Here is a 14,469-nt window from a genome sequence, read left to right on the forward strand (position 1 = left end):
GCGGCGGCAGCGAATTGCCGCATTAGGGTTACACCGAGCCAAACTGAACGTGGTGCGCTGGCAGCACAGCGCCGCCAAAGAAAAAGCGGACCATGCCGCGAGGCACGATCCGCTTGTGGGTCAGGCTTTGAGCTGACGCAGGCCATCCGCGAGCAGCCAAAGCGCCCGGTTGAGCCGGACGTTCTGGTCGATGCCCTGAACGGGTCGCGTGCGCTGCTGGCGCCCGTTGGCGGCACAGCCGGTCAGGCCGCCCTTGACAAGGTTCTCCTGAACCCGGTTGAAGACCGACCAAAGATCGGCACGGTTGTCGTCGAAACGACGAGGCCGCAGGATCTGCGTCTCCGTGATGGGCAAGGCCTTGCCCGACTCGTCGTACTTTAAGGTCAGCGCCGACCTGGCGAAGACTTCGGCCTCGCCGTCGTCGAGGGTGATGACGCGCATGGCGTCGCGCGAGTCCTGCACGCGCTCGAAGCCGTGCAGCACCTCGTAGGCGCCTTCGATCACGTGATCGGTGACGTTGCCCTTGTGGGGCACGCGCACGTCGGCGAAGGTGTCGCCGCACACCAGACCGTTGTGGCAGACGAATCTGAACATGCCCGCGAGCATCTGGTAGCTGCTGGTGCCGTCGTGCGAGTTGAGCAGGATGATCTCGTTCGCCTCGGCGCCGTTGATCTGGCTGGCGTGGCGAAGGCGCAGCATGTGCTTGGTGTAGTCGCGGCGATCCTCGTGTCGCACGCGGGTCTGGCACACCATGAACGGCTGGAAACCTTCTCTGCGCAGTTCGGTCAGCACAGCCGCCGTGGGGATGTAGCTGTACCGTTCGGAGCGGCTTTCGTGCGGGGTGTCCGCGAAGATGGATGGGGCCACGGTGCGAATCTGATCGTCCGACAACGGATGGTCGGCGCGCAGCACCGGGGAACGAGGGGCGAAGCGGGATGCGAGTTGCATGATGATCTCCTTGCGGAATGGAGCAATCGGCATCCAGCGGCCGAGGCCGGATGCGCGCGATTGCGTAGGACGAAGAAAAGCCCTGCTGAACAGGGCCTGATGAAAGGGATGAAGAAGTGCGCCGCGTGAAGGCCGGCCTATGGGTTCGGAACCGGCTCCCAGCCGCGGCTGTGCGGGTTGAAGCAAAGCGCTTCCTGGCCTTTGAGGATCGGCGTGAAGCCGTCGAGGAAGACGTGTCGCAGGTACAGCGCGCGGTAGGTCAGTGCCTGCCACGCCTGTTCTTCGCTCAGGCCGTTGGCGATGAAGTGCTCGCGCAGTTCGTCGTCGTCGGAAACCTCGTTGTTGGCCAACTGGTCTTCGACGAAGCGAAGCAGCTCGGGCGGCAAGGACGACATGAGGGTGTCCATGTTCGCCTCAGTCGGTGGCTGCATCGCCGGCCGCTTTGCGCGTCGGCTGCTGGTGGAAGGCATGCACCCTTGCGCGCCAGGTGGCGCAGCGCTGCGGCGCCATGTCGAGATAGCGCAGCGGGCACGAGTAGTAGTACGGGTGCTCGGCCTCGACCAGGAACTTGTAGCCCCATTCGCGGCCCTCGCTTTCCAGCAGATGGCAGCCGATCAAGGTGGCCGACTCGCCGGGTGCGAGACCCAGGACGCCGGCCTGCTTGGCGGTGACGCGCGCCACCGTCCACAGCACGTTGCCGACCAGCGTGTGGTCGATGACCTCACTGCGCGACCGCTCGGTTTCCTCGGTTGCGGTCAGCTCGCGGATCAACTGATCGCGCGTCAATCGAACGAATGTCCAGCCCATGGAATGACTCCTGTGAGAAAGGGCCGGAGTCCTCCCGCCGGGGAAGGAGCCCCGGCGGGTGGTGGAAAGCCGCAGGCATGCGGCGTGAAATGGCGATGGGATCAGACCCTGGTGAGGTGCCAGTCCTGGGACAGCGGAGCGAACTCGTAGCCCAGGTCGCCGAGGCGGTCGCGCTGCTGACGCAGCACGCGCCGATCCACGGTGGCATCGAGCTTGACGACATCGCCCAGCGGCCAGAGTGTGCCGAACAGCGCCGCGTCGCCGTCGTCGTCCGCATGGGCCGTAGCCTCGGCAGACGCAGCAGCCGGCTCGCTGCCGAACGGCGTGGTATCGACCAGCGGGTCGCGCGAGCTGCGCGCCTTCTTCCGGCCGGCCGCCTTGGGGGCGGTCGTCGGCGTCGGCGTGGCGGTCTGCGCTTCCTCGTCGATCGGATCGACTTCCTGCGGACTCAGCCGGCGGGCGTCGTCACGGCTCAGGGCGTCGATGTTGGACAAAGTCATCCCACCCAGGAGGGCGCGGATCTCAATGACCATGCGGCCGTTGGCGGTGTACGTGGACGGGCGAATCTCCGCGATGGCGAAATCGCCCTCGTACTTGCCTTCGGCGTACTGGTCGAGTTCGGCGTTCTTCACGACGAACTCGCCGATGGAGGTCGCAAGGCGCCCGACGTTGAAGTCGCCGTTACGGCCGTGGATGGTCTTGATGGCCAATTGGCCGGGAATGGTGATCATGAAGAACTCCTGCGGACGAAGCTGCGATCACGCACACGGCCGTCATGGCGACGGTCGCATGCGCACGCGAGTGGGAAGAAGACAAGGCCCCAGGGGACGGGGCCTTGCGGATCAGAACGACTCGGCAACTTCCAATGCAGGCGCATCGGCAGTGGCTTCGTCGGCAGCTTCGGCGGCGGGCCTGGCGGGCTCGAACGCAGCGGCTTGCGGCTCAGCGAACGTCGCGGGGACATCCGTGTTACGCACGTCGCGTTCGTCGCGCTGGTCGGCATCGGTCGGCTTGGGCTCGGCCTTGTAGACGAGCTTGCCGTCGACCTTGATCCAACTGACGAACAGCAGGCGGGCCTTGAAGCTCACCCCCTGCTCGCCGGCACGCTTGCCCTTGGAGTAGGTGAAGGTGTCGGCCCACAGGTCGCCCAGACGGAAGCCGATCATCACTTTCTTCTCGGCATCGACCGCTTGGATGCAGCGGCGCACGAGGTGCTGCGCTTCGGAGCCCGAGACGCGCGTGTCGAAACGCACGTAGGCCACGTCATCGCTGGGGCCGTTGAGCGCCGCGATGTCGCAGGCCAGGAACGCATCGCCTTTCTTGGGCTTCACTTCGCGGATGCGATTGAGATACCCGAGTCCGGTGATGTGCAGGTCGAAGTAGGACTTGTCGGTGGAAGTGGTCATGGTGAATCTCCTGAGAACAATGAGGCGGAGACACACCCGACCCAAGGCGGGGAAGGTGTGGAACCCCCGCGTGGGTTGAAGGAACAGCTTGGGTGGCATCACCATCGGGAGAACCGATGGCTGTTCGCGCTGGGATGCCGGAGCGAACTGGTTGATCAACGCGGTCGGAACCGCGTCGCAGTCTTGAAGATCGAGACTGCCTGGGCATGCTGCTGACGGGCGTCAGCGGAACATGGCGGCAGCGTGGCGCCAGGCGCGCGCCCGCGCGAGCGGCAATCGGCACCGGCGGCTGTCCGCATTAGTGGCACCCTCTCGCCACCGGGTTGGGCAGGTACTGCCGCTTGCGGACCAGCATCTCGAAGGGCTCGCCCGCGCGGCTGGCGGTATCGAAGTCCACCACCACGAAGCCCGGTTCGATGGGCCGGTACTCCAGCCAGTGGATCGGCACTTGCCAGTGCTCGGCGCAGTCGCGCACGAAGCGCAAGGTGGCTTCCACTTCTTTTCCGGTGTTGGCGAAGCAGACGACGGCATCTGCGGGCAGGCCGCCGTTGGCTTGCAGCACGCGCCAGAGCATGTACGCGCTGGTGCGGCCGCCGCTGAAGCTGATGCAGGTCGGTTGCTCGATCTTGAACGGGTCTCGCATGCAGGCGTCACCAGGCGGTGGCACCGGCAGATGCCGGCGTGAGCGGCCCGAGCCGGACTGGAGACGAGCGCGTGCGATGCGGCCATGGGCCGCGGCACGAGATAAAGAGAAGCCCCCGTGAAGGGGGCTGGGAAGCAGTACGGTCAGTGGCCGGCCGGTGCAGCGGATACCGCCTGCATCGACAGGTGCGTGACCGTGGCCGACACTTCGAGGTCGTCCTCGCTGTGCAGGATACGGGTGAGGACCCGTTCCTGCAGGGCGAAGAACTCGCCGAAGTCGTCGCCGCCGAATTCGGCGCGCGCCAGTTCCCACCAGTCGTCGAACGCATCGACATCGGGGTTGCAGCCCACGGCGTAGGCGATGGTCTTGCGCCGCCCATCGGGCCGGCTCTCGCCGTGCTCGGCCATGAAATACACGCCCTGGTCCTTGACCAGGATGACGCGGCACTGGTTGGCCGCCGCCTCGGCAAGCACGGGCCGAAGCTCGGTGCCTTTGAATCGAACAGTCATGGAAGTGGTCTCCAACGGTGAAGGAAGAAGGTTTCCCGCCGCGAGGACGGGAAGCCGCTTGGGGACGTGAGGGGATCAGTGCTGGACGGGCTTGCGACCGGACAGGCGCTGTACGCGGATGAGGCGCCAGCTCCCGTCGTCGATCAGCCGCTCCAGCACCTGGCCCAAGGTGTCGAAGAACACTTCATCGACCCGCTCGACCAGCTCGCCTTCGCGATGCAGCTCCACCGCGTAGGTGTCGAGGCCGCGTTCGTAGAGCACGGTGACGCGCCCCTGGAACTTCGCCGAAGCGACGGTGAAGCCGATGGCCGGCGGCGTGGCGATGATGTTGCTGGGGCTCGGATCGACCACCGTGAAGTCCCGCGCGCCGGCATCCACCAGCAGGTGCGTGATGCGGCGGAATCCATCGGGCGCGGGCAACTGCTCCAGTTGGTGGATCAGCTCCTGCAGCTCGGGGCACTGCGGCTCGGGGATCGGCAGCTTGGCCGGCGCGGAACCCAGGATGAGCCGCTTCACCGTGTACGGCTGGCCGTCGGCGGTGAACTCAGTGCTCTCCTCGGGCGTATCCGCGCGCAAGCCGTCGAAGCGGCGCCGCGCATACGGTTCGACCTGCACCTTGGCGCCTTCGTCGGGCACGTCGGTGACGAGGGCCTTGTCGAGCACCGCGAACTCGGCCCGCCCCGTCTTGACGACGATGGCCTCGTCGGTGGTGGCGATGACCTTGCCCTCGAAGGGCTTGGGATCAACGTGGAAGCCCAGCGTCGAAACCTTGGGCTGGCCGTCGAAGATGTTGAACTTGAAGCTGCGGACGTTGGAAGGCACGTGGCCGCGAACCAGCGTCGGCATCTGTGCGCGGATGGCTTGGGTATCCATGGAAGACTCCTTGTGGCAACCAAGGGACTTCCGCCCGCAAGGGAGGTGTGTCCCTTGGGGGTGAGGTGGATGGACGCGACATGCGCCCGGAGAAGGAATAGCAACCAGCACGGCGAACCGTGCCGCAGCCTCGAAGGTCTCGACTGCCTGGGCATGCTTGCCGGCAACGCCAGCGAACATGCGAGCAGCGTGCGTCAGGCGTGGGCCAGCGACGCGGGGGAATCGGCACTGCGCGTCCACCGGCTTCGTCCAGAAAGAATACGAGCCCCGCGTGGGGGCTCGAAAGGTGGTGTCAGTCGTCGTAGATCGGCAGGCCGTCCAGCACCTGCGCATCGGCATCGAAGACCAGCATGCGCACGTCGGCGAGCGCGGCCAGGTGCAGCACGTGCATGAGGGATTCCGGCATGCCCTTCTTGCGATGCTCCTGCATCAGCCGCTTGGCCGTGATGCCTTCGACCACACGCAGGTTCTCGTCGGTCCAGGGCGTGGCGATCAGCTTCAACCCAATGGCCGGGCTGTACGGGATGCGGAAGGCGACGAACAGGAACAGCGTCGGCGTGGCGATGTCCGCCAGCTCGGCGAGGAAGCGATGCGCGTCGACGTCGAGGTGCGCGCTGCTGATCTCCCAGCACCGGCTGTAGTAGCCGGTCTCGAAGCGCAGGCGCTGCACGACTTCGCGGGCTGATTCCTCGGAGTAGGTATCGCCCACGTGCAGCGGCTTGCCTTCTTCCTCGGCCATGACGGCATAGACCACGTTGCGGGCGAGGCCGTGACTGCGGCATTGCGCTTCCAGCTCGGCAGGCACGGCCTGGTCTTCGGTGATTAGCGCGAAGTCGTCCGAGAAGACACAGCTACGCCGTTCGATCTGGCTGTCCGGTAGATTCGACTGCGAGGGATGCAGCGGCAGGTAGGTCAGTGGGCAGTCGTCATCGTAGGAGATGGCGAGCAGCCGCTCGACCGACAGGCCATCGTAGCCGCGGATAAAGGGATTGTTGTTCGAGTAGGACATGGGATTTCTCCAGCAGAGGATGGCCGAGGCGATCCCCTGCTGGGGATTGAACCCCAGCGGGTGGATAAAGTGGCAGCCGGTCAGTCGGCAGCGGTAGAGGACGGGTCGCCCAGCGCCTTCAACAGGTCGAGCAGGCCGCCATTCGCAAGCTGGTACAGGCGGTTGTAGTCGTCGCCGGTCGGCGCCTGCTCCAGGCGATCCAGCCGCGCATCCAGGTTGAGGATGCTCTGGTGCACGTTGCGGGCGATGCTCAGCGCGGAAGGTTTTCCGGCCGGCTTAGGTGCATCGAGCACCGAAAGGACTTCAGCGGGCGATGGGTAGCGGCAGTCGGGTCCGTACTCGACCGGGAACACCTCGCGCCCGGTCAATCCGGTATTCGGGGTTCCGCTGCTGACATGCAGCACATACTCGTCGGGCACATCATTGCCGGCGTAGTCGAGCACCACGATGCGCGGCTTGCGCACGTCGGCCGGCCAGCCTTCAAGGATGACCGCATCGATGTCGTCGTCGGTCACGAGCAGACCGATGGAAAAGTCAGGGGACATGAATCACTCCTTTCAAGAAAAGGAGGGACATGGCCCCATGCAGGGACGCATGTCCCTCGTGGGGTGGGAAGAAAAGAAGAACGTCGGCAGGCCGCAGCGCGGCTCACCAGCCGTTGTAGTTCAGCGTCAGGTCGGCGACGACCTTGCGCCGTTCCAGGTCGAGGCCGCCCAGGTCGGACAGACCCTCGAAGCCGCAACGCTTGAGCATCGCACCGCCCTCGCGGGCGTTGTAGAAGCTCACCATCGCGGACAGGAACATCCGCTGGCCGCTGCTCAGGACGCCGAGGGCATCGTTGAGCATCAGCAGCTTCGGCCGCAGATCCCACTTGGTGGTGGCACGCTGCAGGCCTTCGCGGGTGCCGTCGCCGAACCATTCGGCTCCGGCGATGTCGACGCCGCGTTTCCACGCCTCGAAGAAGGCTTGGGGCGCGGCGGCGAAGTGCTGGTGTTCCAGCTCGATCTGATCAAGTACCTCTTGAGGCAGGGCACGGTTCATGACATGGGCTCCTGGTGGTTGGACATCACGGGTGGAGGCGCTGCTGCCAGCGGCCCGTTTGCAGGGCGTGCTCGGCGGCGTGGTGCGAGCGGAAGTAGCTGACCGACTCCCGCGAGACCGGGCCGTCCGCATCGGCGGTGCCGATGTAGTGGCCGGCTGCGCTGCACAGCACTTGCAGGGGCAGGCGCTTGCCGACGCAGGCCAGGGCCTGGTAGCCGATGGATTCGGCTCGGGCCTGTTCAGCACTCAAAGGTGCCGATGCGAGCGCAAGGGACATGGTTTTCTCCTGTTGGTTGAAGACCGGGAGCACCACGCCCTGACGGGAGCGGATACCTCCCGAAGGGTTGAACATGAAAAGCACCCGCGTCGTGGCGACGCGCGTCCGCGGTGGTCGGTGCGAAGCGGACTGGATCGGTCAACGCGGCGAACCGCGTTGCAGCCTTGAGGACCGGGGCTGCCAGGGCATGGTGCTGACGACCGTCAGCGACACATGCGGGAAGAATGAAAGCGCGGCGGCACTCCGTCGCTGATCAAACGGAACCGAACGCCGTCCAGTTTGGGCCGAGCGCTGGCAAGAGCAGCGATGCACGATTCCGTTCGCCCACGACAAAGGCGCCGAAGCCTCGCAAGGCTTCGGCTGGAGAGAAATCAATCCACCTGTGGGCTGCAAGCAGGCCAGGCCATCGTCAAAGCCATTCGCTGCGTCAGCAATCTCACCCGGCCCGTTTCGTGGCTGGGGCCGGCATCCTCTGGCGTGTATCCACACACAAAGGGAACCCGTTGTTACGCCGGCGGGCACCGGCACCGAATACCGTCGACCGCAAACGGTCTCCTGACACCTCGCAGCCTTGCGGGCCAAGGCGTCAGGAGACCGCTCGCGGATGGACGGAAGCACGTCGATCAGCGGAATCGCGGCGAGCGCGATTCGATGGAACAATGACCTTCTCGCCCTGCCAGCCGTGATCGGCCCGTGCAGGACGCGCACACCGTTGCAGAAGGGAACGCGCGCTGGGGAGTCCCGCGAGGCGCGGGAGGTTTGCCCCGCCGTCGGCAGCAGCCGGCGTGGCAGAGGGAGATGGGGGCGTCAGTTCGCCCTGGGGCGCCGACGCGGTGGGCCTGATGCACGGCTGGATGCGCCGCGCTTGCCTGCTCCGGTATCTTCGACCGGCTGCGTGCCCTTGCAGTCCGGGTAGCGGCTGCAAGACCAGAACGCGCCGCTCCTGCCGCTGCGCTGGCGCATCGGTGCGCCGCACTGCGGGCAGCTCGGTGCGGGCGGCAGTTTGAGGTTCAGCGTGGCGCCGCGGTACTGCTGCACGAGCTGGGCGACCCAGCTCGATTGCTTGGCGATGAAGGTGTCCAGCGTCATCTGGCCGACCTCGATCATGTCCAGCGCCTGCTCCCACACCGCCGTGGTGCCCGGGTCGGCGATGGCCGCAGGCACGGCGTCGATCAGCGTGAAGGCGGCATCCGACGCGCGGATGGACCGACCCCTCTTCAACAGATAACCGCGGGCCAGCAGCCCGCTGATGATGTTGGCGCGCGTGGCCTCGGTGCCAATGCCCGTGGTGTCCTTGAGCTTCTGCTTCAGGCGCGGGTCGGTCACGAGCTTTGCGACGCCCTTCATGGCCTTGACCAGCTCGCCTTGCGTGTAGGGCTTGGACGGCAGCGTCTTCAACGCCTTCAGTTCGACCTGGCCGACCTGGCAGGCGGCACCTGTCTGCAGCGCCGGCAACACCTGTCCGCGCTGTGCATCCTCACCGTCACCGTCACCGTCACCGTCCTCGGGCTCAGGCGCCGCCAGCACCTGGCGCCATCCGGCCACCGCGATCTGCTTGCCGACCGCCACCAGCGACTGCCCGCCGCACGTGAGCTGCGGCACCGTCCGGTCGAACTCGTGGTGCGGCAGGAACTGCGCGAGGTAATGGGCGCGGATCAGCCGGTAGACGGCCAGCTCCTTGTCGCTCATTGCCGAGAGATTGGCCGGCTCCAACGTCGGAATGATGCCGTGGTGCGCCGTGACCTTGCCGTCATTCCAGGCCCGCGAACGCTGCTGGCGGTCCAGGCGGTCGATCAGCGGCCGCAGACCGGGATCGGTCTTGACCAGGCTGTCGAGGACGGCCGGCACCTCGGCCAGCATGCTCTCGGGCAGGTAGCCCGAATCCGAGCGCGGATAGGTCGTTGCCTTGTACGTCTCGTACAGCGCCTGGGCAATGTCCAGCGTCTCCTGCACGTCGAGGCCCAACTGCTTGGAACACACTTCCTGCAAGGTGCCGAGGTCGAACGGCAGCGGCGGGCCTTCGCGCACGCGCTCGGTCTCTACCGACAGCACCTGGGCGGTGCCGGCCGCGCGCAGGCGTTCGGCGGCCTGCTGCGCCACCGGCTGCTGCAAGCAGCGGCCGGCGTCGTCGGTGCTGCCCTGTGGCGGCGTCCAGCTTGCAACGAAGGACTGGCCTGCATGCGAGAGCGCGACCTCGATGGCCCAGAACGGCACCGAGACGAAGCGTGCGATCTCGCGATCACGGTCCACGACCAGCTTGAGCGTCGGCGTCTGCACGCGCCCGACCGACAGCACGCCGTTGTAGCCGGCCTGGCGGCCCAGCAGCGTGAACAGGCGGCTCAGGTTCATCCCGATCAGCCAGTCGGCACGCGATCGGGCGAGCGCGGAGAAGTACAGCGGCAGTGTCTCGGCGGACGGCTTGAGCGTGCCCAGGGCCTTGCGGATCGACGCATCGTTGAGCGCCGACAGCCACAGGCGCTGGATCGGGCCGCGGTAGCCGCACAGCTCGATGATCTCGCGGGCAATCATCTCGCCCTCGCGGTCGGCGTCGGTCGCGATCACCAGTTCGCCCGCCTTGGCGACGAGCTGCTGCACGACCTTGAACTGCGCCGCGGTCGCCGCCTTGGGCTCGACACGCCAACGCTCGGGAAGAATAGGCAGTTGCTCGATGCCCCAGCGCTTGTACTGCTCGCCGTAGCCTTCGGGCGGAACCGCTTCGACCAGATGACCGATGCACCAGGTCACGACGACACCCGCACCGCTGTAGCAGCCGTTGCCGCGTTGGCCGGCGCCCAGCACACGGGCGATGTCCTTGCCCTGGGACGGCTTCTCGCACAGGAACACGCGCATGAAGCCTCCTTGGAAGTGTGCGGTCATCGGATGGCCCCAGCTTGGCCGGGCCAGCGGATGACGGCAGCAAGGAAGCCGATTGGCGCAGACACCGCTTTGTGATCGGCAGGCGATGCGTTGCCGCAGCGGCATGCGCGAAGCCGCAACGGCTGGCGCAGCGGGAGCGTCGTTTCGGGAGGGCGGCTGGAACCCGGTGGAACACCCTGGAGCTATCCCCTGGGGATAGCTGGTGCATGGCGGGCGTCTGACGGTTGCTACAGCCGCCCCCTGCGGGGAATCAGCCCTTGGCCTTGGTTTCCTTCGACGCCTTCGTCCCCTTGGTCTCCTTCGGCGGCGGTACTGCGGCCTCGGGTTCCAGCGTCCTGGCGCTGAGGGTCACGGCCTGGATGCGGTACGGCAGAATGCCGATGCGGCGGGCCTCGATCTTGAAGGTCGTGCGCTCGTTGTCGTCGGCGTCCTCCCACTCGTCCTTCACCGTGCGGCCTTCTACCAGCACGCGCATGCCCTTCTGGTACAGGTCTTTCCAGTGGTCGGCGTCGCGGTGCCACAGCTCCACCGGCGCCCAGAAGCCGCCGCGGTCCTCGAATTCACCGTCCTTCTTTGGGATCGGGTTGTCGAAGTAGACGTTCAGGCGCAGCAGCCGGCGCGGCTCGTCGTTGCCGTTAGGGAATTCGCGATAGTCCGGCGCGGAACCGATGTTGCCCTCGCCGACGAAGTGCGTGCTCATGGAGACTCCTTGGGGGTGGTGGATGGAACCGACGCGGCATGCCCGTGGACACGTCGCAGGTAAGCCGCTTCGGCCTGCGCGGCCTTGCTGGCGCACTCCTGGGCCTGGCGGCCCAGCGTGTGAAGGAGGCTGATCTGCATGTTCAAAGCGATGCGCTGCAGCTCCATCGCGTACAGGTCGTCGATCAGCGAGGCCGGCGTCGCCGGGCGGTCGAGCAGCGATTCCCACAGCGCCACGCCCATGGAAGAACGGTCGTGGTTGCGCCAGCGCAGGAAGGTCGTGCCTGCGCCAGTGGTCTGCTGGGCCAGTTGCACGTCGAGCAGCGAGAAGGGGTAGGCCCGCGCCTGTTGCAGCACGCGCCGCTGCGCCAGCCCGATTAAGTCGTCGCGCAGCGCCGTGCACTGGTTGGCCCAGGCCTCCAGACTCCCCTTACCTTTAAAAGGCTGTAAAAGGCCTTTTAGGTAGGAGCCGTGTTCCAGGCGCTGGAAGTCCGCCTGTTCCAGCGGCAGGAAGCGCGCCGGTTGGCCGGTGGAAGACGATGCTGTCATGCCTTCGTGCCTTCGCCGTCATGGTCGTGGTCGTCGTCCGCCACGTCGGCTGCGCCAGCGCTGGGTGCGGCATCCGCGGCTGTACCAGGCTTGCCCGACCGCCGTGCGATCGGTGGCGCAAAGCGCGAGCGGCGCGTGCCTTCGAGCACGTCCTGCGGCAACTCGCCGAACTTCTCCAGCGCCGCCCGCGCCACCGCGTTCTTCGAGGCGAAGTCGTCGCGCGTCGCGCCGGAGTAGCGGTACTGCTGTGCCAGCGAGAACAGGCTGCGCAGCGCATGCGCGCCGTCGTTGAGCCAGCGTTCCAGCGTGCTGCGGTCGATCAGCGCGGTGTGGTGGGCGAGGATCAGCTTGCGGGCCAGGTCGTCGTAGTCGGCCAGCAGGTACACCGCCATGAAGCCGAGCTGCGCATTGACGAACAGCGGCAGCTTCACGGGCTGCACGTTCATGTTCTCGCCCAGCGACAGCGCGGGCGGCACGTCGGCCAGCGCCTGGTCCACCTGCTCACGCAGCGCCTGCAAGCTGTCCTTGGTCTGCGTCAGCTTGTCCTCGATGCGCAGCATCCAGAAATCCGAGTAGGGATCGTCCTGCTCGGCGCCGCGCTTCATCTTGTTCATCACGCTGATGTATCCGTTCAGGCCGATGATCCCGGGCCGGCCCTCGGCAGGCGCTCGGCCATGCCAGATGCGTGAAGCGTGGTGGGTGTGCAGCGTCAGCGACATCGCGCTGCGCAGCGATCCGAGATTCAACTGCAGGGGCGGCTGGGATTCATTGGCCATGGTGACGACTCGCGGTACGGGAACGAGCCGCCAGCATCGGCATCGCCCGGAAGGGCGTCAGTCAACAAACCGCAGCGGGTGCGCTCCCGGTTGTCGCCCCGGAAGGTCGCGTGTTCCGTCTATCCCCAGGGGATAGGTCCGCGCCGGGCTGCGACCGTGCGACGCATGACAGAACCGAAGCCGATGCCTGGAAGGCTTCGTGTCCCAGCTATCCCCTGGGGATAGCTGCTCAGGAATCGCCCAGGGTTGAACGCAGTTTCGCCAGGTAGGCCCGCGCTGCCTCGCGGCCAGGGCCGTTCGGCGCGGGCGGTGGCGGTGCAGACGGTGCCGGTGCGGCTGGCCGTGGCGGCGGCGCAGGCGGCGTCGATGGCGAACCGCCTTCGCCGGCCCAGGCGTTGAACTCGCCGCGGATCGCCTTCTGGATGATGCCGAACAGATAGCCGGCCGGGTTGCGTACCGCGCTGTTGCGGCAGCGCGCATCCCATTCGTCCAACACCGCCTGCCGCAGCGACTCGTCCACCTGCTGCAAGGCCACCATCGCGCCGCTTTGCTGCTCGTCCTTCAAGCGCAGCAGGCGCTCGGGCAGGCGCAGGTGCTGCAACGACTTCGCGCGCGGTACTGTACGTACTTGATTTATACGATCCATACGTACAGTACGGTCCTCCTTCGGATTCCGAAGTGAGCCGTCTGGCGCGGATTTCAGCCCTGCTTCGGATTCCGAAGACGGGCCTTCGAGATTCCGAAGCAGGCCGTCCTGGCCTTCTTCGGATTCGTGATCCACAGGCGCTTGTGGATAACTCGCGTCCGCCCATTCGTTGCGCGCCATGCGCTGTGCCAGCACCTGCAGCCGCGTGGGCAGCGTGCGGCCGTTGAGCATCGGGTCTTCGGCGATCTCGCGCAGGGTGTTCATGCCGACGATCTGCACCGCCTTCGCCGCATGGGTCAGCGCCTGGCCGACCAGGCCGAGGTAGTCGGGGTCGAGCTGCATCGCCTCGAAGGGTGTCAGCGGTTCGTCGTGCAGCATGTAGAGGTTGCTCAGGATGCGCCCGGTCTTCGGGTCGCGGCGCCGTCGCACCAGGCTCAGCCAGCGCGTCAGCCGCAGCAGCGTCAAGGCGCGCGCCACGGTCTCGTGCGAGGCCTGCGCCGCGCAGGGCATCGAGGCGAGGTAGGGGCGAAGCTGGTCGTAGGTCGGGAACGCCGTCACGCCGTCGCTCTGGAGCTGCAGGCGGAGCACCTGCCAGGCGTTGCGCTCCAGCGGCGTCAGGCGCCGGTCGAGGAACAGCGCACGCGGCACGCTCTCGTGCCGGTTGCCGCTGTAGAGGAAGCCGTCGCTGACCGGCGCGGCCGGCGATGCAGCAGCAGCGCCGCGCGGGGCTGGCGGTGTCGGTGGTGCCCGTGGCACCAGTTCCCGCAGCGCGTCGTCGAACAGTGCCGACAGCGCCACGGGGCCATCGCGCCGGGGTGCGCCGCCGGTCGCCATGGCCTACACCAGCCCCTGGTCGATCCAGTTGCGTATCGCCGACCAGATCACCGACATCGGCAGGTTCAAGGTCTCGGCCAGGTCCATGGTCAGCGTCAGCATCGCCACCTCATCGTCCAGCGCGATGCCGCGCTCCATGACGCCGGCCTTCCACTGCTTCCACAGCGCCGTGTCCTGCGCCTCGTCCAGCACCGGATGCCGCCCCTTGCGCTTGGGCAGGCCGAGGATGTCGCGGCGCAGGGCCACCTCCTGGTGCGTAAGCCCGTAGAAGCGGCTGACCATCTCCGTGCTGGCGCCCAGGCGCAGCATGCGGTCGACCGTCGCGATCTCTCGCTCCACGTCGTGCACTTGGCTCAGCAGCCGCTTCAGCACATCGCGGTTCACCGACACCGAACACCACGACACCGTGGCGTTCACCAGCATGCTCACGAGTTCGGGGTGCTTGAGCGCGTCCAGCTCCTCCTCGCCGAAGCCCATCGCCTTGCAGCGCCGCAGTTGCCCATTGCGCAGGTCGTGCAGCGCCTGTGCGATGACGGCCTGGTTGAGCGGATGCGGTGCCGACATGATGGCCTCTG

Annotated in this window: 18 protein-coding genes; all 18 read right to left on the reverse strand. The window is 66.6% G+C overall.

All coding sequences use genetic code 11. From position 1 onward, the window contains the following. Positions 1 to 120: 120 nt before the first annotated feature. Positions 121 to 948 (reverse strand): DUF932 domain-containing protein, encoded by an 828-nt coding sequence (locus tag HWY37_RS02455; protein WP_003454853.1) that lies wholly within the window; start codon positions 946 to 948, stop codon positions 121 to 123. A gap of 137 nt (positions 949 to 1,085) precedes the next feature. Beyond that, a complete protein-coding gene (locus HWY37_RS02460) occupies positions 1,086 to 1,355 on the reverse strand; it encodes a hypothetical protein (protein WP_003454871.1) in 270 nt (89 codons plus the stop codon). Between the two features lie 7 nt (positions 1,356 to 1,362). Next, positions 1,363 to 1,755: a hypothetical protein gene (locus HWY37_RS02465; RefSeq protein WP_003454873.1), complete on the reverse strand. Its 393-nt coding sequence runs from the start codon at positions 1,753 to 1,755 to the stop codon at positions 1,363 to 1,365. Positions 1,756 to 1,856: 101 nt separating this feature from the next. Then, positions 1,857 to 2,486 carry a DUF3275 family protein gene (locus HWY37_RS02470; RefSeq protein WP_003454876.1) on the reverse strand — a complete coding sequence of 210 codons (630 nt, stop codon included), beginning with the start codon at positions 2,484 to 2,486 and terminating at the stop codon, positions 1,857 to 1,859. 111 nt (positions 2,487 to 2,597) lie between these two features. Further along, complete coding sequence (locus HWY37_RS02475; protein WP_003454879.1) at positions 2,598 to 3,161, reverse strand: STY4534 family ICE replication protein; 564 nt, start codon at positions 3,159 to 3,161, stop codon at positions 2,598 to 2,600. Between the two features lie 298 nt (positions 3,162 to 3,459). Next, positions 3,460 to 3,804, reverse strand: a complete 345-nt coding sequence (locus tag HWY37_RS02480) for a hypothetical protein (protein WP_003454883.1) — start codon at positions 3,802 to 3,804, stop codon at positions 3,460 to 3,462. A 143-nt stretch (positions 3,805 to 3,947) separates the two neighbouring features. Further along, positions 3,948 to 4,313 (reverse strand): DUF3085 domain-containing protein, encoded by a 366-nt coding sequence (locus tag HWY37_RS02485; protein ID WP_003454886.1) that lies wholly within the window; start codon positions 4,311 to 4,313, stop codon positions 3,948 to 3,950. A 75-nt stretch (positions 4,314 to 4,388) separates the two neighbouring features. Further along, positions 4,389 to 5,186, reverse strand: a complete 798-nt coding sequence (locus tag HWY37_RS02490) for a hypothetical protein (RefSeq protein WP_003454887.1) — start codon at positions 5,184 to 5,186, stop codon at positions 4,389 to 4,391. A gap of 292 nt (positions 5,187 to 5,478) precedes the next feature. Continuing rightward, positions 5,479 to 6,195: a DUF5983 family protein gene (locus tag HWY37_RS02495; RefSeq protein WP_003454888.1), complete on the reverse strand. Its 717-nt coding sequence runs from the start codon at positions 6,193 to 6,195 to the stop codon at positions 5,479 to 5,481. Between the two features lie 80 nt (positions 6,196 to 6,275). Beyond that, positions 6,276 to 6,740 (reverse strand): hypothetical protein, encoded by a 465-nt coding sequence (locus tag HWY37_RS02500; RefSeq protein WP_003454889.1) that lies wholly within the window; start codon positions 6,738 to 6,740, stop codon positions 6,276 to 6,278. Between the two features lie 103 nt (positions 6,741 to 6,843). Then, positions 6,844 to 7,236, reverse strand: coding sequence for a hypothetical protein (locus HWY37_RS02505; protein ID WP_003454890.1), 393 nt, complete (start codon positions 7,234 to 7,236; stop codon positions 6,844 to 6,846). 25 nt (positions 7,237 to 7,261) lie between these two features. After that, a complete protein-coding gene (locus tag HWY37_RS02510; protein ID WP_003454891.1) occupies positions 7,262 to 7,513 on the reverse strand; it encodes a hypothetical protein in 252 nt (83 codons plus the stop codon). An 807-nt stretch (positions 7,514 to 8,320) separates the two neighbouring features. Further along, complete coding sequence (locus HWY37_RS02515; RefSeq protein ID WP_003454892.1) at positions 8,321 to 10,363, reverse strand: DNA topoisomerase III; 2,043 nt, start codon at positions 10,361 to 10,363, stop codon at positions 8,321 to 8,323. 277 nt (positions 10,364 to 10,640) lie between these two features. Next, entirely contained in the window at positions 10,641 to 11,090 is a 450-nt protein-coding gene (locus tag HWY37_RS02520) for a single-stranded DNA-binding protein (RefSeq protein ID WP_003454893.1), read from the reverse strand. Next, positions 11,087 to 11,638 (reverse strand): DUF3158 family protein, encoded by a 552-nt coding sequence (locus HWY37_RS02525; protein ID WP_003454894.1) that lies wholly within the window; start codon positions 11,636 to 11,638, stop codon positions 11,087 to 11,089. Before HWY37_RS02525 ends, HWY37_RS02520 begins: the two co-directional genes overlap by 4 nt. After that, positions 11,635 to 12,414, reverse strand: a complete 780-nt coding sequence (locus HWY37_RS02530) for a PFL_4669 family integrating conjugative element protein (protein ID WP_003454895.1) — start codon at positions 12,412 to 12,414, stop codon at positions 11,635 to 11,637. The genes HWY37_RS02525 and HWY37_RS02530 overlap by 4 nt, the downstream gene beginning before the upstream one ends. A 229-nt stretch (positions 12,415 to 12,643) precedes the next feature. Beyond that, a complete protein-coding gene (locus HWY37_RS02535; protein ID WP_003454897.1) occupies positions 12,644 to 13,894 on the reverse strand; it encodes an STY4528 family pathogenicity island replication protein in 1,251 nt (416 codons plus the stop codon). A gap of 3 nt (positions 13,895 to 13,897) precedes the next feature. Next, entirely contained in the window at positions 13,898 to 14,458 is a 561-nt protein-coding gene (locus HWY37_RS02540) for a DUF2857 domain-containing protein (RefSeq protein WP_003454899.1), read from the reverse strand. Positions 14,459 to 14,469 lie beyond the last annotated feature (11 nt).

The organism is Achromobacter anxifer (genome assembly GCF_903652925.1).
Classification (GTDB): Bacteria; Pseudomonadota; Gammaproteobacteria; order Burkholderiales; family Burkholderiaceae_B; genus Achromobacter; species Achromobacter anxifer.

What these genes read in the sequence shown, in the direction of transcription:
- HWY37_RS02455 (WP_003454853.1), bottom strand. Translation starts at nt 948, where the DNA reads ATGCAACTCGCATCCCGCTTCGCCCCTCGTTCCCCGGTGCTGCGCGCC.
- HWY37_RS02460 (WP_003454871.1), bottom strand. Translation starts at nt 1,355, where the DNA reads ATGGACACCCTCATGTCGTCCTTGCCGCCCGAGCTGCTTCGCTTCGTC.
- HWY37_RS02465 (WP_003454873.1), bottom strand. Translation starts at nt 1,755, where the DNA reads ATGGGCTGGACATTCGTTCGATTGACGCGCGATCAGTTGATCCGCGAG.
- HWY37_RS02470 (WP_003454876.1), bottom strand. Translation starts at nt 2,486, where the DNA reads ATGATCACCATTCCCGGCCAATTGGCCATCAAGACCATCCACGGCCGT.
- HWY37_RS02475 (WP_003454879.1), bottom strand. Translation starts at nt 3,161, where the DNA reads ATGACCACTTCCACCGACAAGTCCTACTTCGACCTGCACATCACCGGA.
- HWY37_RS02480 (WP_003454883.1), bottom strand. Translation starts at nt 3,804, where the DNA reads ATGCGAGACCCGTTCAAGATCGAGCAACCGACCTGCATCAGCTTCAGC.
- HWY37_RS02485 (WP_003454886.1), bottom strand. Translation starts at nt 4,313, where the DNA reads ATGACTGTTCGATTCAAAGGCACCGAGCTTCGGCCCGTGCTTGCCGAG.
- HWY37_RS02490 (WP_003454887.1), bottom strand. Translation starts at nt 5,186, where the DNA reads ATGGATACCCAAGCCATCCGCGCACAGATGCCGACGCTGGTTCGCGGC.
- HWY37_RS02495 (WP_003454888.1), bottom strand. Translation starts at nt 6,195, where the DNA reads ATGTCCTACTCGAACAACAATCCCTTTATCCGCGGCTACGATGGCCTG.
- HWY37_RS02500 (WP_003454889.1), bottom strand. Translation starts at nt 6,740, where the DNA reads ATGTCCCCTGACTTTTCCATCGGTCTGCTCGTGACCGACGACGACATC.
- HWY37_RS02505 (WP_003454890.1), bottom strand. Translation starts at nt 7,236, where the DNA reads ATGAACCGTGCCCTGCCTCAAGAGGTACTTGATCAGATCGAGCTGGAA.
- HWY37_RS02510 (WP_003454891.1), bottom strand. Translation starts at nt 7,513, where the DNA reads ATGTCCCTTGCGCTCGCATCGGCACCTTTGAGTGCTGAACAGGCCCGA.
- HWY37_RS02515 (WP_003454892.1), bottom strand. Translation starts at nt 10,363, where the DNA reads ATGCGCGTGTTCCTGTGCGAGAAGCCGTCCCAGGGCAAGGACATCGCC.
- HWY37_RS02520 (WP_003454893.1), bottom strand. Translation starts at nt 11,090, where the DNA reads ATGAGCACGCACTTCGTCGGCGAGGGCAACATCGGTTCCGCGCCGGAC.
- HWY37_RS02525 (WP_003454894.1), bottom strand. Translation starts at nt 11,638, where the DNA reads ATGACAGCATCGTCTTCCACCGGCCAACCGGCGCGCTTCCTGCCGCTG.
- HWY37_RS02530 (WP_003454895.1), bottom strand. Translation starts at nt 12,414, where the DNA reads ATGGCCAATGAATCCCAGCCGCCCCTGCAGTTGAATCTCGGATCGCTG.
- HWY37_RS02535 (WP_003454897.1), bottom strand. Translation starts at nt 13,894, where the DNA reads ATGGCGACCGGCGGCGCACCCCGGCGCGATGGCCCCGTGGCGCTGTCG.
- HWY37_RS02540 (WP_003454899.1), bottom strand. Translation starts at nt 14,458, where the DNA reads ATGTCGGCACCGCATCCGCTCAACCAGGCCGTCATCGCACAGGCGCTG.